This is a genomic window from Pseudomonas sp. DG56-2, assembly GCF_004803755.1.
In the GTDB taxonomy this organism is placed as follows: domain Bacteria; phylum Pseudomonadota; class Gammaproteobacteria; order Pseudomonadales; family Pseudomonadaceae; genus Aquipseudomonas; species Aquipseudomonas auratipiscis.
This window is the reverse complement of the sequence record NZ_CP032311.1, coordinates 1,725,136-1,748,674: the sequence shown is the minus strand read 5'-3', so window position 1 is coordinate 1,748,674 and position 23,539 is coordinate 1,725,136. Positions and strand designations below refer to the sequence as shown.

General features: G+C 59.9%; 18 protein-coding genes. 11 read left to right on the top strand and 7 right to left on the bottom strand.

Features of this window, described 5'->3' with window-relative positions:
• Positions 1-55 precede the first annotated feature (55 nt).
• The 6 genes from D3Z90_RS08175 to ppsA form a co-directional block, all read right to left on the bottom strand.
• Positions 56-880 carry a mechanosensitive ion channel domain-containing protein gene (locus D3Z90_RS08175; RefSeq protein ID WP_136475258.1) on the bottom strand — a complete coding sequence of 275 codons (825 nt, stop codon included), beginning with the start codon at positions 878-880 and terminating at the stop codon, positions 56-58.
• A 2-nt stretch (positions 881-882) separates the two neighbouring features.
• Complete coding sequence (locus D3Z90_RS08170) at positions 883-1,137, bottom strand: CrfX protein (RefSeq protein ID WP_371922260.1); 255 nt, start codon at positions 1,135-1,137, stop codon at positions 883-885.
• A 95-nt stretch (positions 1,138-1,232) separates the two neighbouring features.
• Positions 1,233-2,228 (bottom strand): zinc transporter ZntB, encoded by a 996-nt coding sequence (locus tag D3Z90_RS08165; RefSeq protein ID WP_136475256.1) that lies wholly within the window; start codon positions 2,226-2,228, stop codon positions 1,233-1,235.
• A gap of 27 nt (positions 2,229-2,255) precedes the next feature.
• Positions 2,256-2,744, bottom strand: a complete 489-nt coding sequence (gene rraA, locus D3Z90_RS08160; RefSeq protein ID WP_136475255.1) for a ribonuclease E activity regulator RraA — start codon at positions 2,742-2,744, stop codon at positions 2,256-2,258.
• An 89-nt stretch (positions 2,745-2,833) separates the two neighbouring features.
• Complete coding sequence (locus D3Z90_RS08155; protein ID WP_136475254.1) at positions 2,834-3,832, bottom strand: alpha/beta fold hydrolase; 999 nt, start codon at positions 3,830-3,832, stop codon at positions 2,834-2,836.
• A 106-nt stretch (positions 3,833-3,938) separates the two neighbouring features.
• The gene (ppsA, locus tag D3Z90_RS08150) at positions 3,939-6,314 is read right to left on the bottom strand and encodes a phosphoenolpyruvate synthase (RefSeq protein ID WP_136475253.1); all 2,376 of its coding nucleotides are present in this window, start codon (positions 6,312-6,314) and stop codon (positions 3,939-3,941) included.
• Between the two features lie 176 nt (positions 6,315-6,490).
• On the opposite strand from ppsA, the gene D3Z90_RS08145 reads away from it, so the two are divergent.
• Positions 6,491-7,309 carry a pyruvate, water dikinase regulatory protein gene (locus D3Z90_RS08145; protein ID WP_136475252.1) on the top strand — a complete coding sequence of 273 codons (819 nt, stop codon included), beginning with the start codon at positions 6,491-6,493 and terminating at the stop codon, positions 7,307-7,309.
• 133 nt (positions 7,310-7,442) lie between these two features.
• Here the strand turns inward: D3Z90_RS08145 and D3Z90_RS08140 are convergent, their stop codons facing one another.
• The gene (locus D3Z90_RS08140) at positions 7,443-12,308 is read right to left on the bottom strand and encodes an NAD-glutamate dehydrogenase (RefSeq protein ID WP_136475251.1); all 4,866 of its coding nucleotides are present in this window, start codon (positions 12,306-12,308) and stop codon (positions 7,443-7,445) included.
• 346 nt (positions 12,309-12,654) lie between these two features.
• On the opposite strand from D3Z90_RS08140, the gene D3Z90_RS08135 reads away from it, so the two are divergent.
• From D3Z90_RS08135 to D3Z90_RS08090, 10 genes are all read left to right on the top strand, one after another.
• Positions 12,655-13,008, top strand: a complete 354-nt coding sequence (locus D3Z90_RS08135; protein WP_136475250.1) for a hypothetical protein — start codon at positions 12,655-12,657, stop codon at positions 13,006-13,008.
• A 74-nt stretch (positions 13,009-13,082) separates the two neighbouring features.
• Positions 13,083-13,793 (top strand): FadR/GntR family transcriptional regulator, encoded by a 711-nt coding sequence (locus D3Z90_RS08130; RefSeq protein ID WP_136475249.1) that lies wholly within the window; start codon positions 13,083-13,085, stop codon positions 13,791-13,793.
• A 118-nt stretch (positions 13,794-13,911) separates the two neighbouring features.
• Entirely contained in the window at positions 13,912-15,105 is a 1,194-nt protein-coding gene (gene lhgO, locus D3Z90_RS08125) for an L-2-hydroxyglutarate oxidase (protein ID WP_136475248.1), read from the top strand.
• A gap of 57 nt (positions 15,106-15,162) precedes the next feature.
• On the top strand, positions 15,163-16,491 hold the full coding sequence (locus tag D3Z90_RS08120) for an MFS transporter (protein ID WP_136475247.1): 1,329 nt from the start codon (positions 15,163-15,165) through the stop codon (positions 16,489-16,491).
• Between the two features lie 231 nt (positions 16,492-16,722).
• Positions 16,723-17,682, top strand: coding sequence for a MoxR family ATPase (locus D3Z90_RS08115; protein WP_136475246.1), 960 nt, complete (start codon positions 16,723-16,725; stop codon positions 17,680-17,682).
• Positions 17,683-17,686: 4 nt separating this feature from the next.
• Positions 17,687-18,631, top strand: coding sequence for a DUF58 domain-containing protein (locus D3Z90_RS08110; protein ID WP_136475245.1), 945 nt, complete (start codon positions 17,687-17,689; stop codon positions 18,629-18,631).
• Positions 18,628-19,122: a DUF4381 domain-containing protein gene (locus D3Z90_RS08105; RefSeq protein ID WP_136475244.1), complete on the top strand. Its 495-nt coding sequence runs from the start codon at positions 18,628-18,630 to the stop codon at positions 19,120-19,122. Before D3Z90_RS08110 ends, D3Z90_RS08105 begins: the two co-directional genes overlap by 4 nt.
• Complete coding sequence (locus tag D3Z90_RS08100) at positions 19,115-20,191, top strand: VWA domain-containing protein (protein WP_136475243.1); 1,077 nt, start codon at positions 19,115-19,117, stop codon at positions 20,189-20,191. Before D3Z90_RS08105 ends, D3Z90_RS08100 begins: the two co-directional genes overlap by 8 nt.
• The gene (locus tag D3Z90_RS08095) at positions 20,188-21,903 is read left to right on the top strand and encodes a VWA domain-containing protein (RefSeq protein ID WP_136475242.1); all 1,716 of its coding nucleotides are present in this window, start codon (positions 20,188-20,190) and stop codon (positions 21,901-21,903) included. Before D3Z90_RS08100 ends, D3Z90_RS08095 begins: the two co-directional genes overlap by 4 nt.
• Entirely contained in the window at positions 21,900-23,528 is a 1,629-nt protein-coding gene (locus D3Z90_RS08090; protein WP_136475241.1) for a BatD family protein, read from the top strand. Before D3Z90_RS08095 ends, D3Z90_RS08090 begins: the two co-directional genes overlap by 4 nt.
• Positions 23,529-23,539 lie beyond the last annotated feature (11 nt).

Sequence of the window (23,539 nt, the reverse complement as noted above, 5' to 3'; positions counted from 1 at the left end):
CTTACCCCTGCCTGGGGTAATTTCGCGGCGGCATACATTAGCAGGATTTGCCCGGTTAGCGGCTATTGACCCGCTGTTCCAGGAGAATCCGGTTGGACAACGAAATCAGCTCGCCGTCATCGGTCAGCAGGGTCGTCTTGACCGTGCCGATCTCCTCGATTTGCCCTTCGACCTCTCCAACCTGCACGTGTTGGCCCACCTGGTAAAGCTCTCGCACATAGATTCCGGCCAGAATCTGTCCGGCAATTTCGCGACTGCCAAGGCCCATTGCCAGCGCAACGGCCAGACCAACGGTAATCAATCCAATGACAATTACGTGGTTAAGCAGGTCGGTTTTGACCTCGAGCTGGCTGATTGCCACTGAAATACTGATGATAATGACCAGGCCCTGGGCGATACGCCCAACACCTGCGGCGTAATCCAGACCAATACCTTCTGCGGCACCGCGCACCAAGCCATTGACCAGTTGTGCCAACAGTACGCCTGCCAGCAGCACCAACGCTGCGCCGAACACTTTCGGCAGGTACAAAGCCAGCATGTCCAGTGTTGCCGAAACTCGCTCAAGGCCCAGGGACTCCGCGGCCGAGACAAGGAAGATCAACAGCACGAACCAGTAGACGATTTTGCCGATCAAGGTCGAAATCGGCACCTGGATGCCAACCCGCTCAAGCATTTTGGTCAAACCGGTGCCGCCCATCAGGCGATCCAGGCCCAACTTGGCCAACAGTTTGGACAGCAAGGTGTCGAGCAGCTTGGCCACGACGAAACCCAGCAGCACTACAACCAGAGCACCAAACAGATTAGGGATGAAGTTCGCCACTTTGGTCCACAACGCGGTCATCGCGGCGAGCAAGCTCTGGGTCCAGAGATTAAGTTCCATATTCAGTCGGCCTTATCAGCTTTACGAGCAGTAGCATTCCGGCGGACCGGCGCAACATGCGCCGAACCATTGTTGACGGCGATCATCAGTGCCTGGCTCCAACGGCCAAGCAAACTGAACAGATCACCCGCGCCTACCTGGCGGTTGGCGGTTTTGAGGACGCGGCCAAGGCAGGCATCGTCGTCGCGGTCATTACCGGACGGTGAAGCCTTGAGCAGGTCTCGCAGGGATTCTTCAAACGGATCGTGCATGGGCACCTCGCGCAATATCAGTCAAAGACGAGGACGCTTGCGCATGGGTCACATGAACGCTGCGGGCAGTTTGTGACTGGATGTTCACCAAATTCATCGACTCACACCCAGCGCAGGCGGCGGAACAGCCACCATTGCCCTAGCGCGAGACCCAGTACCAGCAGGCTGGCAAAGAGGAAACCATACGGGCTCTGCGACCCCGGAATACCCCCGACGTTGATGCCCAGCAGGCCGGTGACGAAACTCATGGGCAGGAAAATGCAGGTGATGATGCCGAACCGGTACATGGTTCGGTTCATTCGTTCGGCACGACGACGGTCTTCACTTTCCAGCACCAGCGCTGCACGTTCGCGAGTCAGTTCCAGCTCTTCAAGGTAGCGAATCAAACTGTTGTTCAACTCGTTCCAGTAATCGGCGTCGTCTTCAGCGAACCAGCTCCACTTGTTGCGCGCAAGCTGCGCATACAACTCGCGCTGCGGTGCGAGAAAGCGCCGCAGACCCGCAGCGCGACGGCGAATCTGCTGCAAGGAACCCTGCTCTGGGGCATAACGGGCGTCGGCTTCGAGCTTCTCTTCTTCCAGATCGACCACTTCAGACAAGTCGCTGACCAACGCCTGGACCTTCTCCGTCAACAACTGCGCCATGCTCAACAACAGTTCGGAAGCGGTTTTCGGCCCGCGGCCGTCTGCCAGTTGCTGCAACACCTCGTCACTGGCGCGCAGAGGCCGCAGGCGCAGCGAGATCACGCGTTGCGCCTGGGCGAAAATACGCACGGAGACCATGTCTTCTGGCTCCGCCCCCGGATTGAGATTGACGCCGCGCAGAAACAACAACATCTGTTCCTCGGGCAGGGCCAGCAGCCGCGGGCGGGTGTTTTCTTCGAGGAGCAAATCGCAGGCAAACTCGCTCACCCCGCTGTCATGCCGCAGCCAGGTACGGGTTTGCGGATGACTACGGTCCCAGTGCAGCCAAAGGCTCTGCTCAGGCTGCAACTGCAGGTCGTTGAGTTCGGTTCGAGCTATCGAACGCGCACCGCCCTTGCCATCGAGCACCAGGGCATGAACCAGCCCCCATTGCGCGTTTTCTTCCTCGAACATTACTGCTCCACTTAGCGGTTCCAGCGTTTATTCCGGCATTTTCAACGGGCTTGGCGACACGATAACGCCATTGTTGTCAGCGTAGATGTACTCGCCCGGACGGAACGTCACCCCCGCAAAGCTCACTACGACATTGAGGTCACCAATGCCGCGCTTGTCGGTTTTCATTGGATGGCTGGCCAGGGCCTGCACGCCGACATCGGTCTGGGCGATGACATCCACGTCACGAATGCAACCGTAGATCACCAAACCTTCCCAGCCGTTCTTTGCCGCCTTTTCCGCGAGCATGTCGCCCAGCAGCGCCCGACGCAGCGATCCACCGCCGTCTACGACCAGCACCTTGCCCTTGCCATCATGGTCAACCTGCTCTTTGACCAGAGAGTTGTCCTCGAAGCATTTGATGGTAACGATTTGTCCACCAAAGGAGTCACGACCACCGAAGTTGCTGAACATCGGCTCCAGCACCTGTACCAGTTCCGGGTAGGCGTCGCACAAATCGGGCGTTAGGTAATGCATGGGTAACTCCTGTCGGTTGCCAAGACAATGGATATAGATGTCACAGTGTCATTGATGAGACGAGGTGCAGCGATGCGGCTTTAGTCATCTTAACGATAACCAGGCGCAGGCGAAACGCTTGGTACGCCTTCTTCGAGCACGGGCGATAGCGGATTGTGCAGCCAGCGCTGAACCAGCGGCCAGACTTGCACCTGGGCCGGCTTGCTGACCAGCATATCGACGTGACCAAAATTGTCGAAGCCTTCCTCACGCCCCAGACGGACAAACTGCTTGTGTTCGCAACCCAACTGCTCGAACAACTTGCGGCACGCCCACACCGGGTCCTGATAATCACCGGCAGCGGCGACAACCAGCGCAGGCACGTCTATCTCGGCAAGGCCGGCCCACCAGTCATTGTCTTTTTCGCCAAAGCGTCCGAACAGGCCAAACCAGCGCATGCTTTCCAGCGCTAGACCAATAGGCTCGTCCTCCGGCCCGCGCTTGAGCCTTGAACCGGAAATTTGCGCAAAGCGCTTGAGCAGCAGACGCCCGCCCCACTCCACTGGCGGAAATTTCAACGGCCAGTAGGTACGGCTGACCTGCGTGCCAAAAAACGCGGCACTCGCCACTTGCTCGGCCCCCAGATACTTGCCACCCAGAGCAGCGGCCAGAGTAGTGCCACCCAATGAATGGCCGACCCAGTGCGCAGCACGACCGCACTGCTCACTGACAAAGGCAGCGATTGCTGGCAAGTCATAGTGGGCATAGTCGGCGACGCGATTATGGCGATAGTTGCGATTGCGCAGCGACAGGCCATGACCGCGCATTTCCGGAATCCAGACATCGAAACCGGCGCGCGCCAAATAGGCGCCTAGGCCGATGCCTCGCGGCGAATACCAAAATCGTCGGTTGGAAAAACTGCCATGCAGCAGAATGACTGGCACACCACGTACTTCGGGCTGATCCGACAGTCCAAGACGGGTGACCGCCAGTTCAACGGTGCGATCGGGGCTGTTACCGGCCTTGATCCGGTAGACGTCTTCGCTCAGATCACCCCGTCGCTCGGCACTTAGCAAGGCCACGGGAAAAAGAGTACTGCTGCTTTGCATAGGTTTCTTGCACGAAAAAGGGCGGGAACCATCACTGGAACACGCCCTGGAATACGGTCGAAACCTTCACCGACCTCCGGCCAGGTGAAGGTTCCGGTTCAGCACATCAGTTCGCTGCCTGACCTTCAGCCAGGAAGAACCAGGTCTCAAGTACCGAGTCCGGGTTGAGCGAAACGCTCTCGATGCCCTGTTCCATCAGCCACTTGGCCAGATCCGGATGGTCGGATGGGCCCTGGCCGCAAATACCAATGTACTTGCCCGCCTTGTTACAGGCTTGAATGGCGTTGGCCAGCAGCTTCTTCACCGCAGGATTACGCTCGTCGAACAGGTGAGCGATGATGCCTGAGTCACGGTCCAGGCCCAGGGTCAGCTGAGTCAGGTCGTTGGAGCCGATGGAGAAGCCGTCGAAGTACTCAAGGAACTCTTCGGCGAGAATGGCATTGGACGGCAGCTCGCACATCATGATCACGCGCAAGCCGTTGTCGCCACGGGCCAGGCCATTTTCAGCAAGCAAGTCGACGACTTGGCTGGCTTCGCCCAGGGTACGCACGAACGGCACCATGATCTCGACGTTGGTCAGGCCCATTTCGTTGCGCACGCGCTTGAGTGCACGGCACTCGAGTTCGAAGCAGTCACGGAAGGTTTCGCTGATGTAGCGCGAGGCACCACGGAAGCCCAGCATCGGGTTTTCTTCTTCCGGCTCGTAGAGTTTACCGCCGATCAGGTTGGCGTATTCGTTGGACTTGAAGTCCGACAGACGCACGATGACCTTCTTCGGCCAGAACGCTGCAGCCAGGGTGCTGATGCCCTCGACGAGTTTCTCGACATAGAAGCCAACTGGATCGTTGTAGCCGGCAATGCGCTTGTCGACGCTTTCCTTCAATTCTGGCGGCAGGCCGGCGTAGTTCAGCAGCGCCTTGGGGTGCACGCCGATCATGCGGTTGATGATGAACTCCAGGCGCGCCAGGCCGACACCGGCGTTAGGCAACTGGGCAAAATCGAACGCGCGGTCCGGGTTGCCGACGTTCATCATGATCTTGAAGGGCAGATCAGGCATGGCATCGACCGAGTTCTTGCGAACGTCGAAGCCCAGTTCGCCCTCGAAGATGAAACCGGTGTCGCCTTCGGCGCAGGATACGGTCACGCCCTGGCCTTCCTGCAGCAGTTGGGTGGCATTACCACAACCCACTACAGCCGGAATACCCAGTTCACGGGCAATGATCGCAGCGTGGCAGGTACGGCCGCCACGGTTGGTAACGATGGCGCTGGCGCGCTTCATTACCGGCTCCCAGTCCGGGTCAGTCATGTCCGAGACCAGCACGTCGCCTGGCTGGACCTTATCCATCTCCGAGACGTCCTTGATGATACGGACCTTGCCGGCGCCGATACGCTGGCCAATGGCACGACCTTCAACCAGCACTGTGCCGGTTTCCTTGAGCAGATAGCGCTCCATGACGTTGGCTTGGGCGCGGCTCTTCACGGTTTCAGGACGCGCCTGAACGATGTACAGCTTGCCGTCATCACCGTCTTTGGCCCACTCGATGTCCATTGGGCACTGGTAATGTTTCTCGATGATCATCGCCTGCTTGGCCAGTTCGCTGACTTCAGCGTCGCTCAGGCAGAAACGGGTACGGTCGGCCTTGTCGACATCAACGGTCTTGACCGAGCGGCCAGCCTTGGCTTCTTCGCCATAGACCATCTTGATGGCCTTGCTGCCCAGGTTACGGCGCAGGATAGCGGGACGGCCAGCCTCCAGCGTGCCCTTGTGGACGTAGAATTCGTCCGGGTTTACCGCGCCTTGCACCACGGTTTCGCCCAAGCCGTAGGCGCCAGTGATGAAGACCACGTCACGGAAGCCCGACTCGGTGTCGAGGGTGAACATGACCCCGGCAGTTCCGGTTTCCGAACGCACCATGCGCTGCACACCCGCCGACAGCGCTACCAGCTTGTGATCGAAGCCCTGGTGAACACGGTAGGAAATGGCGCGGTCGTTGAACAGAGAAGCAAATACTTCCTTGGCAGCGCGGATGACGTTCTCGACGCCTCGGATGTTCAGGAACGTTTCCTGTTGGCCGGCGAACGAGGCGTCTGGCAAGTCTTCGGCGGTAGCCGAGGAACGTACGGCCACAGCCATGTTCGGGTTGCCCTGGGACATCTGGGCAAACGCGCTGCGAATTTCTTCGTTCAGACGCTCGGGAAACTCGGCTTCCATGATCCACTGGCGGATCTGGGCACCGGTTCTGGCCAGGGCGTTGACGTCATCGACGTCCAGCGCATCGAGCGCGGCGTGAATCTGTGCATTGAGCCCACTCTGCTCGAGAAAATCACGGTACGCCTGAGCCGTAGTGGCAAAGCCGCCGGGGACCGATACACCGGCGCCCGCGAGGTTACTGATCATCTCGCCGAGGGATGCGTTCTTGCCCCCCACGTGCTCCACATCATGGACGCCGAGCTTATCGAGGGAAACTACGTACTCTACCAAGGTGATCTCTCCACTAACTGTGTTGGAAAAGCTCAGGTCGCCCGCCTGCCTACTCTGGCTTGACTGGGCGCTTGTGGCCTGGACCTGGAAAATAAGTGAGAATGCCGAACGCGATGTTCGGTAAACCGAACCTATCATATCCAAGAATTGTCATCAGCTTAAGGCCCAAGGCGCAAATGAAACGATCTGCTTTCTTTATCTCCGATGGCACCGGCATTACTGCCGAGACGCTGGGACAAAGTCTTCTCGCGCAATTCGATACCATTCCGTTCAATAAATTCACACGCCCGTACATCGACAGCGTGGAAAAAGCGCGGGTGATGGTACAACAAATCAACAGCGCCGCAGAAAAGGATGGTGTTCGGCCGATCATCTTCGACACGATCGTCAATCAGGATATCCGTGAGGTCCTGGCGACCTCAAATGGCTTCATGATCGATATCTTCTCGACCTTCCTGGCCCCGCTGGAGCAGGAGTTGACAGCGCATTCTTCCTACTCGGTGGGCAAGTCGCACTCCATTGGCGGCAACTCCAACTACATGGAGCGTATCGAGGCGGTCAACTTCGCGCTGGACAACGACGATGGCGCCCGAACGCATTACTACGACAAGGCGGACTTGATCCTGGTAGGGGTTTCGCGCTGCGGCAAAACGCCGACTTGCCTGTACATGGCCATGCAATTTGGCATCCGTGCGGCCAACTATCCGTTGACCGAGGACGACATGGAGCGCCTGCAACTGCCCCAGGCCTTGAAAAACCATCAGCACAAACTGTTCGGCCTGACCATCGACCCGGACCGGTTGACCGCCATTCGTCATGAGCGCAAACCTAACAGTCGCTATGCCAGCTTCGCCCAGTGCGAGTTCGAGGTGCGTGAGGTGGAGAATCTGTTCCGCCGCGAAAACATTCCGAACATCAACTCTACGCATTTTTCGGTTGAAGAGATTGCGGCGAAGATTCTGGTCGAGAAAGGTGTGGAGCGGCGGTTCAAGTAAGGGTGGCACACGTGGCGATGGGCATATCCATTTGATGCCGTGGCGCTACTGGAGCCACCCCCAAACAAATCGCAAAACCATCAAACAAAAAAAGCCCCGACAAATGCCGGGGCTTCTTCATTTCAGCGCAACGTCAGGAAGGCACTACCGCCGCCTGCCCGCTCATGGCCAGATCCACCAGTTCGCGGTTCGCCACCGCGTACATGGCGTAATCAGTCCCCGTGGCAGCCCGCAACTCGTCAAGCATGGCACGCCAGCGATTGACCATCACACGGTGCTGATCCAGCCACAGATTGACCCGGGCATCCATATCTTCCGGAGCATCAGCCATCTGCAATACCGAAATGGTGATCGCCCGCTGCTGCAGGTCGATATCATCGCGGAACGCCTCGCGAGCCAGGGCCTGCCAGTTGTTCTCCACCGCCAGGTTACTGATTTCCTGCAAGTACCAGGTCAGATCCAGCGCACTGCCAACCGCAAAGAACGCCTTGGCCACTTCAACCGGATCCTGACCGGTAACATCGGATGCCTCGATAATCGGCAGCAACGTGTACAGGTGCGTTGTACCGGCAACCATCCGCGCCAGCAACTCCGGCACACCCGCATCGACGAAGCCCTGGTAACGGGTCATCCAACGCTCACGGGTCGGCCCTTCGAGCAACTCATCGAGCTTAAGACCCAAGGCTGCGATTTTCGGCCCAAAGTGTGCTACGTCGCGCCCAGCGTCCTGCTCGTTGCGACGGCTACGCAGGAACCAACGGGTGGCCCGACGCCCAAGACGCATCAGTTCGTCCATCAGGGTCAACTGGATTTCAGCAGGCACTTGATAGTCCAGCGCCTCGATCTGACGGAACCAATGCGGCAGGTGGAAGATATCCCGCACAATCACGTACGCACCCGCGACATTCGCCGGGCTCATGCCGGTGGACTCTTTCAGACGCTGAACGAAGGTGATGCCCATGTTGTTGACCAGATCGTTGGCGATCTGGGTGCTGACGATTTCACGCTTGAGACGATGACGACGCATCGCCTCGGCGAATTTGCTCACCAGCGACGGCGGGAACGCGGTTTCCATGTCGCGAGTCAGATAATCGTCATCCGGCACCAAGGATTTGAGCAGCGCTTCCTTGAGGTCGATCTTGCTGTAGGAGATCAGTACCGACAGCTCGGCACGGGTCAGGCCCTGATTGGCCGCCAGACGCTCAGCCAGTTGCTCCTCGGTTGGCAGGAACTCGATGGCACGATCCAGCTTGCCACGACTTTCCAGATCAGCCATCAGGCGCTTGTATTCGGCAATGCGCTCACGGGCACGACGAGCAGCCAGGGACAACGCCTGCGTCTGCTTGTAGTTGTTACCCAGCACCAGACCCGCCACTTCGTCGGTCATACTGCCGAGCAACTGGTTACGCTGCTTCTCGGTCATATCGCCGGCCTGCACAACCTCGTTGAGCAGAATCTTGATATTGACCTCGTGGTCGGAGCAGTCCACACCACCGGCGTTGTCGATGAAGTCGGTGTTGGTGGCGCCACCATTGAGACCGAACTCGACACGACCCAATTGAGTCATGCCCAGGTTGCCGCCCTCGCCCACTACCTTGCAGCGCAGCTCGTTGCCATCGACCCGCAGGGCGTCGTTGGCCTTGTCGCCGACGTCGGCGTGGCTTTCTTCACTGGACTTGACGTAGGTACCGATACCGCCGTTCCAGAGCAGGTCTACCGGTGCCTTGAGCAAGGCATTGAGCAGCTCGGTCGGGGTCAGTTTGTCGGCCTCGATGGCGAAACGCTCTTTCATTTGCGGGGTGATCGCAATGCTTTTCGCACTACGCGGGAAGATCCCGCCACCTTCGGACATGATGCTGGTGTCGTAGTCGCTCCAGGCTGAACGCGGCAGATCGAACAGACGTTTGCGCTCGGCAAAGCTGCTGGCCGGCTCAGGGTTCGGGTCGATAAAGATGTGCAGGTGGTTGAAGGCGGCCACCAACTGCAGCTTCTCGGACATCAGCAAGCCGTTGCCGAACACGTCACCGGCCATGTCGCCGACACCTACCACAGTGATCGGATCTTCCTGGACGTTAATACCGCGCTCACGGAAGTGGCGCTGCACGCCTACCCAGGCACCACGGGCGGTGATACCCATTTTCTTGTGGTCGTAACCTGCAGAACCACCGGAGGCGAATGCATCGCCAAGCCAGAAGCCGTAATCGATGGCAATGCCGTTGGCGATATCGGAGAAGGTCGCGGTGCCTTTGTCGGCAGCCACTACCAGGTAAGGATCGTCATCGTCGTGACGTACAACGTTGACCGGCGGAATCAGTGCGCCGTCCTTGAGGTTGTCAGTGATATCCAGCAAGCCGGAAATGAAGATCCGGTAGCAGGCGATACCTTCAGCCTGAATGTCGTCGCGACTGCCACCCAGTGGCAGACGACGTGGCAGGAAGCCACCTTTGGCGCCGACCGGTACGATGACCGAGTTCTTCACCTGCTGGGCTTTTACCAGCCCCAGCACTTCGGTGCGGAAGTCTTCCTCTCGGTCCGACCAGCGCAGACCACCACGGGCCACGTTGCCAAAACGCAGGTGCACACCTTCCACCCGTGGCGAGTAGACAAAAATTTCGAACTTGGGTACCGGCTTGGGCAGTTCCGGAATCAGTTTGGGGTTGAATTTGAAGCTGAAGTACGACTTGTTCTGGCCCTGGGCGTCCGTCTGGTAGAAGTTGGTACGCAAGGTGGCTTTGATCAGGTCCAGGTAGCGACGCAGGATGCGGTCTTCGTTGAGCACCTGCACATCATCCAGTGCCGACAGAATGGCCTGTTCCAGACGTTGTTGCTTGTCGTCGAGGTCGTCGCCACTCAGCTTGCGGGCCAGGTAGAAGCGGGTCTTGAACAGCCGAGTCAACTCGCGCGCGATGTCGGTGTGGTTGTTCAGGGTGCTGGCGATGTACCCGAGGTCAAAGCCCAGGCGGATCTGCTTGAGGTAGCGGGCATAAGCACGCAGAAGTGCCACATCGCGCCATGGCAGGCCGGCCGTCAGCACCAGGCGGTTGAAGGCATCGTTTTCGGCATCACCTTGGACAATATGGACAAAGGCGTCCTGCAGGGTGTCATTGAGCTGCTGAATATCCAGATCCAGGCCTTCGCTGTAGGTGAAGGCAAAATCGTGAATCCAGAACTCGCGACCATTGGCATGGCGCAGGTGATACGGGAACTCGCCAAGCACGCGCAAGCCGAGGTTTTCCAGGATCGGCAGCACGTCCGACAGCGCCAGCGGCGTATCGGCGTGGTACAGCTTGCAGTGCAACTGGCGCTCACCGAGCTGGGTCAGGGGCTGGTAGAAGCTCATCACCAGCGGTTTGCGCTCGGACAGGTTCAGCAGGTGCTGCATGTCGACCACAGCCGAATGCGCAGCGAAACGCTCGCGATAACCGGCCGGGAAACCTTTCGGGAAGTCAGCCAGGACGTTGGTGCCTTGGGCTTCACCAAAGCTTTCGACGGTCAGGCTGGCATAGTCGTCCTGCCACGAACGGCAGGCTTGGATCACTTCGTTTTCCAACTGCTGCGGGTCGATGTCGATACGGTTTTTCGGATCAACGCGCAAGATCAGTTGCACCCGCGCCAGCACCGACTCCGAGAAGAAGGTCCAGAACTCGCAATCGCTGGCTTTCAAGCGATCCATCAATACTTGCTGGATCTTCTGCCGCACTTCGGTGGAGTAGATGTCCCGCGGGACGTAGGCCAGGCAGTAGCAGAAACGGCCGTACGGATCCTTGCGCAGGAACACGCGAATCTTGTTGCGTTCCTGGATTTGCACGATCGACATCACGGTGGTGAACATCTCATCCACCGGCGTCTGGAACAGATCGTCGCGCGGCAACACCTCCAACACCTGAGCCAGCTCCTTGCCCAGGTGAGCCTTGGGATCGAAACCGGAGCGGCGCTCGACTTCTGCCACCTTGCCACGGATATACGGGATCGAACGCACGCTCTCGCCGTACACCGAAGAGGTGTACAGGCCCATGAAGCGGCATTCCTTGATGACTTTGCCGTCGGCGTCCAGTTGGCGGATCGAAACGTAGTCGGGGTAAGCCGGACGGTGTACGCGGCTTGGGTAGGCAGCCTTGGCAAAAGACAGCAGCAACGGTTCGTTAAGGTAGTTGACCGCGTAATCTTCGATGCGCAGGTCTTCAGCGGTGAGACCGGCGCGCAACAAGCGGGTCAGGCCCAGGAATGACTGCTCGTCATAAACCAGTTGACCGCCCTGGGCGTCAGCGCGGACGACGAACTCTTCATATCCGAGGAAGGTGAAGTGATTGCCCAGCAGCCACTCCAGGAAGTCCTTGACCTCGGCCTTCTCAGCCTGGGCCGGGGCGTAGGCCGTCTGCTCGACCAGCGCCAGCAAATCACGCAGCTTGGCCTTCATGGGTTCGAAATCGGCTACAGCGACACGCACCTCGGCCAGTACCTGTTCCAACTCGCGAGTCAACACATTGAGTTCGGCGGCATTGGCGCAGCGGTCGATTTCCAGGTACATCAGCGATTCTTGCGAGACGCCTTCGCCGTGAGTGCCCTTGGGAAGAATTTCCAGCAGCTCGCCCTTGGCCCCGCGACGGGTGCTCAGGACAGTGGTTTGCAGGGTATGGATGCTATAGCCGCGACGGTTGAGCTCGGTGCGTACCGAGTCGACCAAGAAAGGCAGGTCATGGTGCAGGACTTCGACCGCTGTGTGGGTCGACTGCCAACCGTGACGTTCGTAGTCAGGGTTGTAAACGTGAACCTGCGGCTGGGCAGCGTCGAAGCGCTCAATGATACGCCAGGCAGAGAGGGTGCAACCGGCCAGGTCCGACATGCGACGCTGGGTGAGTTCGTCAAGAGAGATGATGCCGAAGAACTGTTCGGCGAACAACGCCACTTGTGGCAGTGCCTGTTCGCTGATGTGCTGCGCCAGGGCCGCTTTCAGTTGATGCTGGAAGTCGGCTTTGCTGGCTGCGGTGAAAAACGCCATCTGTGGTACTCCGCTGGGCTTGTTTTTGAGTGAAGCGTCGCGCACGTCCGCCATCTACGGATCAACGATAGCCAACCCGTAGCAGGAAGACGGTAAAACCATAAGAACAGGCGCAAAACGCGACTCATTGGTCACATTTACCAATTCCGCGGATGGGCATCTGCAAAAACGACTGCTTCAACGAGCTGTGTCTTTACGGGTGACCATCGACAGCGCAGCTTAACGAGTGCTCGCCCGCCCCTGCTTGCAGCGCTGCGACATATTCGGTCATTGAGGTGCAACTGCACGTTTATACACAGGCCGAAGACTGTCAGAATCGTCTTCCAACTTATTGATCGAGCCGCCCATGCAACTGACCACCGCCCTGCTCTTCGCCACCCCCTGCGATGATGAAGAAGACAACATGGCCACTCTGTGCTGCCACAGTGACAAGGGCCAGATGTTCCTGATGACCCGCTACCCGGACGAAGACACGGTGGACATCACCCTGGACGACGAGCCCTGCACCATCGACGGCTTGAAAGTCACACTCAGTGCCAAGCGCCTGTTGATCGAAGTAGCCCCCGGCGATGTCGATGTCTTCAATGGTGATGATCATCTGGAAATCAGCCTGAGCAGCGACGGCACAGACCTTGCCGAGGTTGAAGAAACCCTGCGCAACATACTCGACGGCACCGGCACCTACGTCAGCGAGCTGTAATAGCGACGACGATTTCTTGACAAGAAACCGCCTCGAAGGCATTGTCTGACAACCTGATTAATGAGCAATACCCCATGCTTGAGCTTCAGCGCCCCGATACGCTGGTAGAACGCGTCGTCGGTGCCATCCGTGCAGAGATCGATTCCGGGCGGCTGGCCGCCGAATCGCGCCTGCCCACCGAACAGCAACTGGCCGAGCAACTGAACGTCAGTCGCTCGGTGGTGCGCGAAGCAGTGGCCCAGCTCAAGGCCGATGGTGTATTGATCGCCCGCCGTGGCCTGGGGTCGTACATATCGCAAACCCCAACCGGTACCGTTTTCCGCTTCCCTTCCGCTCAAGGCCGCAGCCCGGACCTGGTGCAGATGTTCGAAGTGCGCTTGTGGATCGAGACCCAGGCCGCCTCGGTTGCCGCCCAGCGCCGTGATGCTGTCGACCTCGCTCGCATGAACAAAGCCTTGCAGGAAATGCTCGATAAACGCAGTGACTTTGCTGCAGCGGCTGCCGCCGACGTCGAGTTTCACCGCGCCATCGCCGAAGCCAGCAAAAACGATTACTTCGTGGCTTTCCACGACTTTCTTCGTGGCCAACTCGCTGCCGCCCGCAAGACCGCCTGGGAAAACTCGGCCGCCCATTCGGTAGGGGGCTCGGCCGATGCCAACCGCGAGCACCAGGCGCTGTACCAGGCCATTGCCGATGGCGACCGTGACACCGCTGCCGCGTGCGCCGAGGCTCACCTGCGTGCCTCGGCAAAACGTCTGAAGCTGGAACTACCCAACATCAATTGAAATTTGCACCGTGCCGTAGATAGCGGGCGCTGGCTGACAGCGCCTTTTGTTTGACCTACTTAGTCTGACAACCTGATAAGCAGACTCTCTGATAAGAACAAGCCAAGGTGACACCTGCATGATTTACGACTATTGCATCATCGGCGGCGGCATCGTTGGCCTCGCCACCGCCATGGCGCTACTCGAACGCCAGCCCGGCGCTTCCCTGCTGATCCTGGAAAAAGAAGCCAGCCTTGCCAGGCACCAGACCGGTCACAACAGCGGCGTTATTCATGCTGGCATTTACTATGCGCCAGGCAGTCTCAAGGCTGATTTGTGCAAGCGCGGTGCCGAGGCCACCAAGGCGTTCTGCACCGAGCACAAGATCAAGTTCGATGTCTGCGGCAAACTGCTGGTGGCCTCCACGCCGCTGGAAGTGCAACGTATGCAAGCCCTGTATGAGCGCTCACAGCAGAACGGCCTGAAGGTCGAGCGCCTGGACGCTGCCGAGTTGCAACGTCGCGAACCGAACATCGTCGGTCTGGGCGGACTGTTTCTCGACGCCACCGGCATCGTTGACTACAAGCAGGTGTGCCAGGCCATGGCCGGCGTAATCCAGGCCGCGGGGGGCGAAATACACCTGTCAACGACAGTGCGCGCAATTGTCGAAAGCACTGACAGCGTCACCATCAGCAGCGACGACAAAGCCTGGCGCACCCGCCAGTTGGTGGCCTGCGCCGGCCTGCAGTCGGATCGCCTGGCGGCACTGGCCGGGGTCAAGATCGATCATCAGATCATCCCGTTTCGTGGCGAATACTTCCGTTTGCCGGCCAGCAAGAACGACATCGTCAATCATTTGATCTATCCGATTCCCGATCCGGAGCTGCCGTTCCTCGGCGTGCACCTGACCCGCATGATCGACGGCAGCGTCACCGTTGGCCCCAACGCGGTATTGGGCCTGGGCCGGGAGAACTACAACAAGTTCTCGATCAACTGGCGCGACGTCGCCGAGTACGCACGCTTCCCCGGCTTCTGGAAAACCATCTGGGCCAACCTCGGCTCCGGCACTACCGAGATGAAAAACTCCCTGTTCAAGGGCGGCTACCTTGAGCAATGCCGCAAATATTGCCCATCCCTGAACATTGAAGACCTGCTCCCCTATGAGGCCGGCATCCGCGCCCAGGCGGTAATGCGCGACGGCACCCTGGTCCATGACTTTCTGTTCGCCGAGACGCCGCGCATGGTGCATGTCTGCAATGCCCCCTCGCCTGCCGCAACCTCGGCGATCCCGATCGGCCAGATGATCGCCGAGAGGATCTTCAAAAGTCGCTGAAATCCGCTTTAGAACCCGCTTTAGATCATAACTACAAAGACAAAAAGGAACTCGCTGATGACGGTACATGAGGCAGCTGCGGCTGCGACAGAAACCCCGGAACAGAACAAGAAGCGCCTGCGCAAGGTGGCCGCTGCCACTATCTTCGGCTCGATGCTGGAGTGGTATGACTTCTACCTGTACGCCACCATGGCGGCGATTGTCTTCTCGAAGGTTTTCTTCGATCCAAGCAATCCTGCCGTGGCCTCGCTGCTGGCTTTCTCCACCTTTGCCATCGGTTTTATCGCCCGGCCTTTCGGCGGCATCCTGTTCGGCTACCTGGGTGACCGTTTCGGGCGCAAGCAGGTGCTGGTCATCACCTTCTGCCTGATGGGCGTGTGCACCATGTTGATCGGTTTGATCCCAAGCTATGCCTCCATCGGCATCTGGGCCCCGATCATTCTGGTCCTGGTTCGTATTATCCAGGGCCTGGGTGCTGGTGCCGAACTTTCCGCCGCAGCAGTCACCTCCTATGAACACGCCAGTGAAGGCAAGCGCGGAAGCCAGGGTGCCTGGCCGGCCCTGGGCCTGAACCTGGGCTTGTTGCTGTCGTCGCTGACGGTGTATGTGCTTACCATGAACGGCAACGACTTCCTGCTCTCCGGCGGCTGGCGCATCCCGTTCATCTGCAGCATCGTACTGGTCGCGGTCGGCCTGTGGGTTCGCCGCAGCATTCCGGAAACCCCGGACTTCAAAGAACTGGACAAAAGCAAGGACAAAGTCCAGGTATCACCGCTCAAGCTGCTGTTCAAAAATGACCTCAAAGGCTTGGCGGTGGTGTTCTTCGTCGCCATTGGCTACAACGCCCTGAGCTACATTTTCAAAACCTTCTCGCTCGCCTACCTGACCCAGTACAAGGGTGTCGAAGCCCATGTCACTTCGCTTTCGGTCACGATCGCCAGTCTGGTGGCTATCGTCGCCGTGCCATGTTTCGGCTGGCTGTGCGACAAGTGGAGCAGCAAGACCGTACTGATGCTCGGCGGGATGCTTTCGATGCTGTTCGCCTACCCGTTCCTGGCCCTGCTCAATACCGGTGAACCGATGATGATCTACCTGGCTATCGCGATCGGTACCGGCATCCTTGCGCCGATGATGTTTGCGCCTCAGGGCTCGTTCCTCAGTCGTCAGTTCCCTACCCAGACTCGCTCCTCGGGCTTCGGCACCGGCCGCGAGATTGGCACCGCAGTGGCCGGCGGCCTGGCGCCGCTTGGTGGCCTGGCGCTGGTGGCCAGCTCCGCCACGCACTCTACCGATGGTGTAGCGGTGATCCTGGCTGTAGCTGCGGTACTGGTAGTGGTATTCGCCTTCTGTGACCAGGGCCGCAAGCACTCCAGCTTCAAGAACTGAGCAATACCCCTGTGGAGATCTCCGCGGCGGACCGCAATGCAGATTCAGCCTTTTTTGACTGCGCTGTGGTCCTTCGAGGAGAAATCCGCTCGTACAGGCCGGGCAAGACCTGGTTTTGCACAAATTTACGCGACGCCGTTAGTCGCCAGGGCCCCGGATGGATTAAAGTATCAGCCCCCGCCCGGGCGCTTTTTGCGACACGCCCTGGCTTTTGTCCAGGAACCTTCAACGATGGAACACCGTGAGGCGCTGATCGCGCTGCGCACTTTTCTTTCCACCCAGATCCTTGGCCAGGAAAAGCTCGTCGAGCGCCTGCTCATCGTGCTGCTAGCCGACGGCCACATGCTCGTCGAAGGCGCTCCTGGCCTGGCCAAGACCAAGGCCATCAAGGAATTGGCAGAAGGCGTTGAAGCCCAGTTCCACCGTATCCAGTTCACCCCCGACCTGCTCCCGGCGGACATCACCGGTACCGAAATCTATCGCCCGGAAACCGGCAGTTTCGTCTTCCAGCAAGGCCCGATTTTCCACAACCTGGTACTGGCAGACGAGATCAACCGCGCCCCAGCCAAGGTCCAGTCGGCATTGCTCGAAGCCATGGCCGAACGCCAGGTCAGTGTTGGCCGCAGCACTTACGAGTTGTCGCCGTTGTTTCTGGTAATGGCCACGCAAAACCCCATCGAGCAGGAAGGCACCTACCCGCTGCCTGAAGCCCAGCTCGACCGTTTCCTCATGCATGTGAAAATCGGCTTCCCGGATGCCTCCGTGGAACGCCGGATTCTCCAGCAGGCTCGCGGCGAAGCGCTCAATGGCGAAACCAAGCCAGAGCGACGGGTCAGCCAACAGGCGATTTTTGCAGCCCGTAAGGAAATTCTCGGCCTGTACATGGCCGATGCGGTAGAGGAATACCTGGTGCAACTGGTCATGGCCACGCGCACCCCGGGCAAGTTCGACCTGGAACTGGCTGACTGGATTGCCTATGGCGCCAGCCCACGCGGCTCCATCGCCCTGGATCGCTGCGCGCGTGCGCATGCCTGGCTGGCCGGTCGCGACTTCGTCAGCCCTGAAGATATTCAGGCAGTGCTGTTCGATGTATTGCGTCATCGCATCATTCTTTCCTTCGAGGCCGAGGCCGCTGGAATCGATCAAGACCGAGTGATCCAGCGAATCCTCGACGTCGTAGCCGTCGCCTGAACCCATGCCCGAACATTTGTTGGCCGCGCCCGGAATCCGTATCAGCCTCGCTGAGCTGATCGAGATGCGTCATCGTGTGCGAGAGGTGCAACTGTTTTCGCGCCCAGGCCAGCGCAGCCCGCTGGTGGGCCTGCACCATTCCAAGCTGCGTGGACGCGGTGTCGATTTCGATCAGGTACGGGTCTATCAAGCCGGCGACGACGTGCGCAATATCGACTGGCGAGTCACCGCACGTACCCAGGAGCCCCACACCAAGCTCTTTCATGAAGAACGCGAACGGCCGATTTTCATTCTGGTCGAGCAAAGCCAACGGCTGTTCTTCGGTTCGGGGCTGATGTTCAAGTCGGTGCTCGCCGCCCAGGCGGCCGCCCTGATTGGCTGGGCCGCCCTGGGTCACAACGATCGCATTGGCGGACTGGTGTTCGGTGACAACGAGCACTACGAGATCAAGCCACGGCGCAGCAAGCAAAGCTTATTGCAACTGCTCAACCGCCTGGCTCGGGTCAACCAGTCCCTGCATACCGAAGCCCAACCCCAGGCCGACAGCCTGGGCCTGGCTCTGCGTCGCGCCCGAGAAGTCCTGCGTCCAGGCAGCCTGGCCATTATCATCTGCGACGAGCGGGCTTTGAGCCCGGCGGTAGAGCAGCAATTGAGCCTACTGTCGCGCCACTGCGACTTGCTCCTGCTGCCGTTATCGGACCCCCTCGACCACGCCCTGCCCGCCGCCGGACTCCTGCGTTTCGCCCAACACGGCGCGCAACTGGAACTCGACACCCTCGACCCGACCCTGCGTCGCAGCTACCGTCAACAGAGCGAGGCACGAATCGAGCGCTGGGAATTGCTGGCGCAAAAACTGCGGGTGGTGCTGATGCCGTTGAGCACACAAAGCGAAATGATCGAGCAATTGCGCGAGTACCTCAACGCGCAACGACCGGGGAAAGGCCAGTGAACCCACTGGACCAACTGCAGCCACTGATTGCCCCGCCACCCATTGGCTGGTGGCCATTGGCGCCTGGCTGGTGGGTACTGCTGGCGCTGCTGCCGCTGATCGGTTGGGGCATGTGGCGGCTGCGTCACTGGCGGCCAGGTAGAAAGCCCATGGCCCGCGCAGAAATGCCCCTGGACCCGGTTCGCATCGAAGCACTGGCTGAGCTTGCGCGCCTCCCCAAACCCTACGACGGACAGCCGGCCGGCGCCTGGTTGCAGCAAATCAACGCCCTGCTCAAACGCCTGTGCCGCAATCACTACCCCGGCAGCCACAGCCACACCCTCAACGGTCGCCAGTGGCTGGCCTTTCTCGACAACCGTTGCCCGGCGGCCGGTCTGACCCGCTGGATGGTGTTGGTCGAGGGGGCATACAAGCCTGAATGCAAACTTGATGACAAGGCCATCGCCGGCCTCAACCAAGCCGTCGAAACCTGGATTCGCAAACATGTTTGAACTGGCCTGGCCGTGGGTTTTCGTCCTCTTGCCGCTGCCTTGGCTGGCGCGCTTGCTGCTGCCGGCTGCCGACAGCGGCGAGCCGGTGCTCAAAGTCAGTTTCCTCAATGAGCTGGAAGGCCTGGCCGGCCGTCGCGCCCGCCTGAATCTGCCGACCTGGCGCCAACAGGCGCCGTTTGTGCTGGTGTGGCTACTGTTACTGTTGGCCGCAGCCCGCCCGCAGTGGCTGGGCGAACCGCTGCCGGTAGCGGCCAGCGGTCGCGACCTGTTGGTGGCCGTGGATGTTTCCGGTTCCATGGACTTCCCAGACATGCAGTGGCAGGACGACGAGGTCAGCCGCCTGACACTGGTAAAGGCCTTGCTCGGCGACTTTCTCGAAGCGCGTCAGGGCGATCGCGTCGGCCTGATCTTGTTCGGCAGCCAAGCTTACCTGCAAGCACCACTGACGTTCGACAGACACACCGTGCGCACCTTCCTCGATGAAGCACAGGTTGGCATCGCCGGCAAAAACACCGCCATTGGCGATGCTATTGGTCTTGCACTCAAGCGTTTGCGTCAACGCCCGGCACAGAGCCGCGTACTGGTGCTGGTCACCGACGGGGCCAACAACGGTGGGCAGATCCATCCGCTGACGGCGGCGCGCCTGGCAGCCCAGGAAAACGTGAAAATCTACACCATCGGCATTGGTGCCGATCCGGAAGAAACCGGCACCGCCGGTTTACTCGGGCTCAACCCGAGCCTGGACCTGGATGAAGCCTCACTCAAGGAAATTGCCAACCTTACCGGGGGCAGCTACTTCCGTGCCCATGATGGCGAGGAGTTGCTGGCCATTGATGAAGCCCTGGACCAGCTTGAACCCGTCGCCCAGCAGCCGACCCAGGCGCGCACGGCCCACGCCCTGTACAGTTGGCCGCTGGCCCTGGCGCTATTGCTCAGCGTACTGCTGGTAATCCAGGAACAATGGCCGGACAACAGGTTGCATCGTCTGCTGCGCCGGCCGAATTTTCTGGTCCCGCATCCGCAGTGGCGTGAACGACTGGCGCGCCTGCGCCTGAGGAGACGCCGATGATCGAGCTTTGGCCGCAATGGCTGCGTCCTGCCTGGCTGATTGTCCTGCCGCTGCTCGCCTGGTTGCTGTTCAAGCTCTGGCACCGGCAAAAGCGCGCCGGGCGCTGGCAGATGATTCTGCCCCCCAGCTTCCACGCGGTGCTCCTGGGCGGCGGCAACGGTCGCAACAGCAAGTTGCCGTGGATAGCCTTGGGGCTGGCCTGGTTGATCACGGTACTGGCGCTGGTCGGCCCCAGTTGGCAACGCCTGGAAGAAACCCGCCAGCGCCCGGCCGACCCGCTGGTGGTCCTGCTCGAACTGACGCCGCAAATGCTCGCCGAGGATGTTGCGCCCAACCGCCTGGAGCAGGCCCGACGCAAAATCCTCGATCTGCTGGAGCATCGCCGCGACAGCCAGACGGCAATCATCGTCTATGCCGGTAGCGCTCATACCCTGGTTCCGCTGTCGGACGACCTTGCCACCAGCCGCAACTTGCTCGAAGCCCTTACCCCCTCGATCATGCCCCAATCCGGCCAGCGCGCGGACCTTGCCGTACGTAAAGGACTCGCCCTGCTGGCGCAAGCCGGCCTCGGCCAGGGACGCCTGTTGCTGGTAGGCTCATCCTTGAGCCCACAGGAGCGTGAGGGCATCAACCAGACCCTCGGGCGCCAGGGCCCCAGCCTGCTGATGCTCGGCATCGGTACCGCCCAAGGCGCGCCCGTAAAGCAGGCCAATGGCGAATTCCTCAAGGACGACCAGGGTGGCATCCTCATGCCGCGCCTGGACAGCGCCAGCCTCCGGGCATTTGTCGCCAGTACCGGTGGCCGCTACCGCAACGCCCGCATCGACGACCTCGATCTGCGCGGGCTACGTCTGTTCGAAAACCCGAAAAGCCAGCGCGATGACGGTCAGACCCTGCAATTGGACAGTTGGGCCGACCAGGGCTACTGGCTGCTGCTGCCCCTGTTGCTGCTGGCCGCCTGCGCCGGTCGCCGCGGCTGGCTGTTCTGCCTGCCACTGCTGCTGGTACTCCCGCAACCGAGCTATGCCTTCGAATTCAGTGACCTGTGGCTACGTCCCGACCAGCAGGGGCAGAGGCTCCTTGAGCAACGCCGACCCAACGACGCCGCTCAACGCTTTGAGGACCGTCAATGGAAGGGCCTGGCCCTCTATGAAGCGGGTGACTACGAGGGTGCCGCGCGCCTGTTCGCCCAAGGCAACAGTGCGGCTGACCATTTCAATCGCGGCAATGCACTGGCTCGCAGCGGGGAACTTGAAGCGGCACTGGATGCCTATGAACAGGCGCTGGAGCGGCAACCGGAATTGCAACCGGCGTTGAGCAACAAAGCCCTGGTCGAACAACTGCTGCAACAGCGTCAAGCCGAGCAGCCGGCACGAACGCCTGAACAAAGCCAGCAGAGCGACCCCAGCGCGCAAACCAACACCAGCAGCACGCAGAACAACCAGGACCCGGCCAGCGAACAACCGTCGCAACAGCCCAGTGAAACCAGCAAGGATGAAAGCAACCCCAGCGAACAGGCGCAGAATGTGTCCGGCGAAGGCGACGACGAAGAGACTACTCGGCCCCCCCAGCGCCCACTCGACAGCACCCTGGATGCTGAACAGCGTCAGGCACTGGAACAATGGCTACGACAGATTCCGGACAACCCGGCAGAATTGCTGCGGCGTAAATTCTGGTACGAACAGCAACAACATCAGGAATCCCATCGATGAGTCGCCTCTGTTTTCTGCTACTCAGCCTCATTTTCAGCCTGCAGATTCAAGCCGCAACGCTGCTTGCCAGCGTTGATCGCGCGCGTCTGAATGCCGGCGAAACGCTCGAGCTGACCCTGCAGACCCAAGACGTGACCCAGTTTGGCAAACCGGACCTGACACCGTTGAATGCCGACTTCGAAGTCCGCGATACCCGCCAGGTCAACAGCCTCAACAGCCTTGATGATCAGAGCGCCGCCGGGACTCGCTGGATCATCACCCTGCTACCGCGAAAAAGCGGCAGTATGGAAATTCCTGCTCTGCAAATAGGCGAACTGCACAGCGAGCCGATCAGTCTGCAAGTGCTGACTCAGGAAGCCAACAACGAGAACCACGGCCCGGTATTCATCGATGCCAGCCTCGACCAACCTGAAGTCTACGTACAAGCGCAAGCGGTACTGACCCTGAGCATCTACCACTCGGTGCCGCTGTACGACGACAGCAGCTTGAGCCCGCTGCAAATCGCCAACGCCAAAGTCGAACCGCTGGGCGAATCGCGTACGTTCGAAAAACAGATCGATGGCGTGCGCCATGGTGTGATCGAAATGCGCTATGCAGTCTATCCCCAGCAAAGCGGCGACCTCACCATTCCGACCCTGGTGTTCAGCGCTACCGCTGCCCAAAACGATGCTGAGCAAGAGCTCAACGCGCCCAGGGTCGGCAAGCACGTTCAGGTCAGTTCCACGCCCCTGGTGCTGACCGTCAACCCGATCCCGGCTGACTACCCGGCCAATGCGCCCTGGCTGCCGACCAGCAACCTCAGCCTCGAAGAGCACTGGAGCCCTGATCCTGCGCAACAACAGACTCAGATCGGCGACTCGCTGACGCGCACCGTGACCGTGCAAGCCGAAGGTCTTTCCAGCGCGCAGTTACCCCCCTTGCCGGCCATCGAAGTCACCGGCCTGCGCCGCTACCCTGACCAGCCGCAATTGCGCAATCAGGTTACCGACCGAGGCTTGCTGGGGATTCGTGAAGAACGGGAAGCCCTGGTCCCGACCCACAGCGGCAGCCTGGAACTGCCCGCCCAGGAGGTGTACTGGTGGAACACCCGTGAAGATCACCTGGAGCACAGCAGCCTGCCAGCGCGCAGCCTGCAAATTCAGGACAACCCGGCCCTGAGCGCCGACAAGCCGACCAATATCGATCCGGTCAGAGTGACCACACGCCCACTCTGGCCTTGGCAATTGAGTACCCTTTTATTCGCCCTGACCACGCTGCTCGGCTTTGTCCTATGGTGGCGCGCCCGTTCACAACCGGCGGTTCTGCGCGCTGCCCAGACCGGCCCGAGCCCACGCACCCTGCTCGATGACCTCAAGCGCGCATGCCAGGCCAATGATCCTCAGGCCACCCGCCAGGCCCTGGACGCCTGGGCTCGCCAGCAACCGGAAACCCTGGCGGAGATGGCCGCCCGTTTCATACCGTTGTCCGACGCCTTGGACGGCCTCAATGGTGCCCTCTACAGCGAAAGCGGGCAGTATTGGCAAGGTGATGAACTCTGGCGTGCCATCGGCACCATCCCGGCGGCTGAACAGATCCAGCCGACTGCGAACGAAAACGGCAGCCTGCCGCCGTTGTACCCCAAATAACCCAAAGGCGT

Bases quoted from the DNA above. Each gene is read 5' to 3' on its own strand.
- D3Z90_RS08115 (WP_136475246.1), top strand. From the start codon at position 16,723: ATGGAACACCGTGAGGCGCTGATCGCGCTGCGCACTTTTCTTTCCACC.
- D3Z90_RS08165 (WP_136475256.1), bottom strand. From the start codon at position 2,228: ATGTTCGAGGAAGAAAACGCGCAATGGGGGCTGGTTCATGCCCTGGTG.
- rraA (WP_136475255.1), bottom strand. From the start codon at position 2,744: ATGCATTACCTAACGCCCGATTTGTGCGACGCCTACCCGGAACTGGTA.
- D3Z90_RS08110 (WP_136475245.1), top strand. From the start codon at position 17,687: ATGCCCGAACATTTGTTGGCCGCGCCCGGAATCCGTATCAGCCTCGCT.
- lhgO (WP_136475248.1), top strand. From the start codon at position 13,912: ATGATTTACGACTATTGCATCATCGGCGGCGGCATCGTTGGCCTCGCC.
- D3Z90_RS08135 (WP_136475250.1), top strand. From the start codon at position 12,655: ATGCAACTGACCACCGCCCTGCTCTTCGCCACCCCCTGCGATGATGAA.
- D3Z90_RS08130 (WP_136475249.1), top strand. From the start codon at position 13,083: ATGCTTGAGCTTCAGCGCCCCGATACGCTGGTAGAACGCGTCGTCGGT.
- D3Z90_RS08090 (WP_136475241.1), top strand. From the start codon at position 21,900: ATGAGTCGCCTCTGTTTTCTGCTACTCAGCCTCATTTTCAGCCTGCAG.
- D3Z90_RS08120 (WP_136475247.1), top strand. From the start codon at position 15,163: ATGACGGTACATGAGGCAGCTGCGGCTGCGACAGAAACCCCGGAACAG.
- D3Z90_RS08095 (WP_136475242.1), top strand. From the start codon at position 20,188: ATGATCGAGCTTTGGCCGCAATGGCTGCGTCCTGCCTGGCTGATTGTC.
- D3Z90_RS08155 (WP_136475254.1), bottom strand. From the start codon at position 3,832: ATGCAAAGCAGCAGTACTCTTTTTCCCGTGGCCTTGCTAAGTGCCGAG.
- D3Z90_RS08145 (WP_136475252.1), top strand. From the start codon at position 6,491: ATGAAACGATCTGCTTTCTTTATCTCCGATGGCACCGGCATTACTGCC.
- D3Z90_RS08100 (WP_136475243.1), top strand. From the start codon at position 19,115: ATGTTTGAACTGGCCTGGCCGTGGGTTTTCGTCCTCTTGCCGCTGCCT.
- D3Z90_RS08140 (WP_136475251.1), bottom strand. From the start codon at position 12,308: ATGGCGTTTTTCACCGCAGCCAGCAAAGCCGACTTCCAGCATCAACTG.
- D3Z90_RS08175 (WP_136475258.1), bottom strand. From the start codon at position 880: ATGGAACTTAATCTCTGGACCCAGAGCTTGCTCGCCGCGATGACCGCG.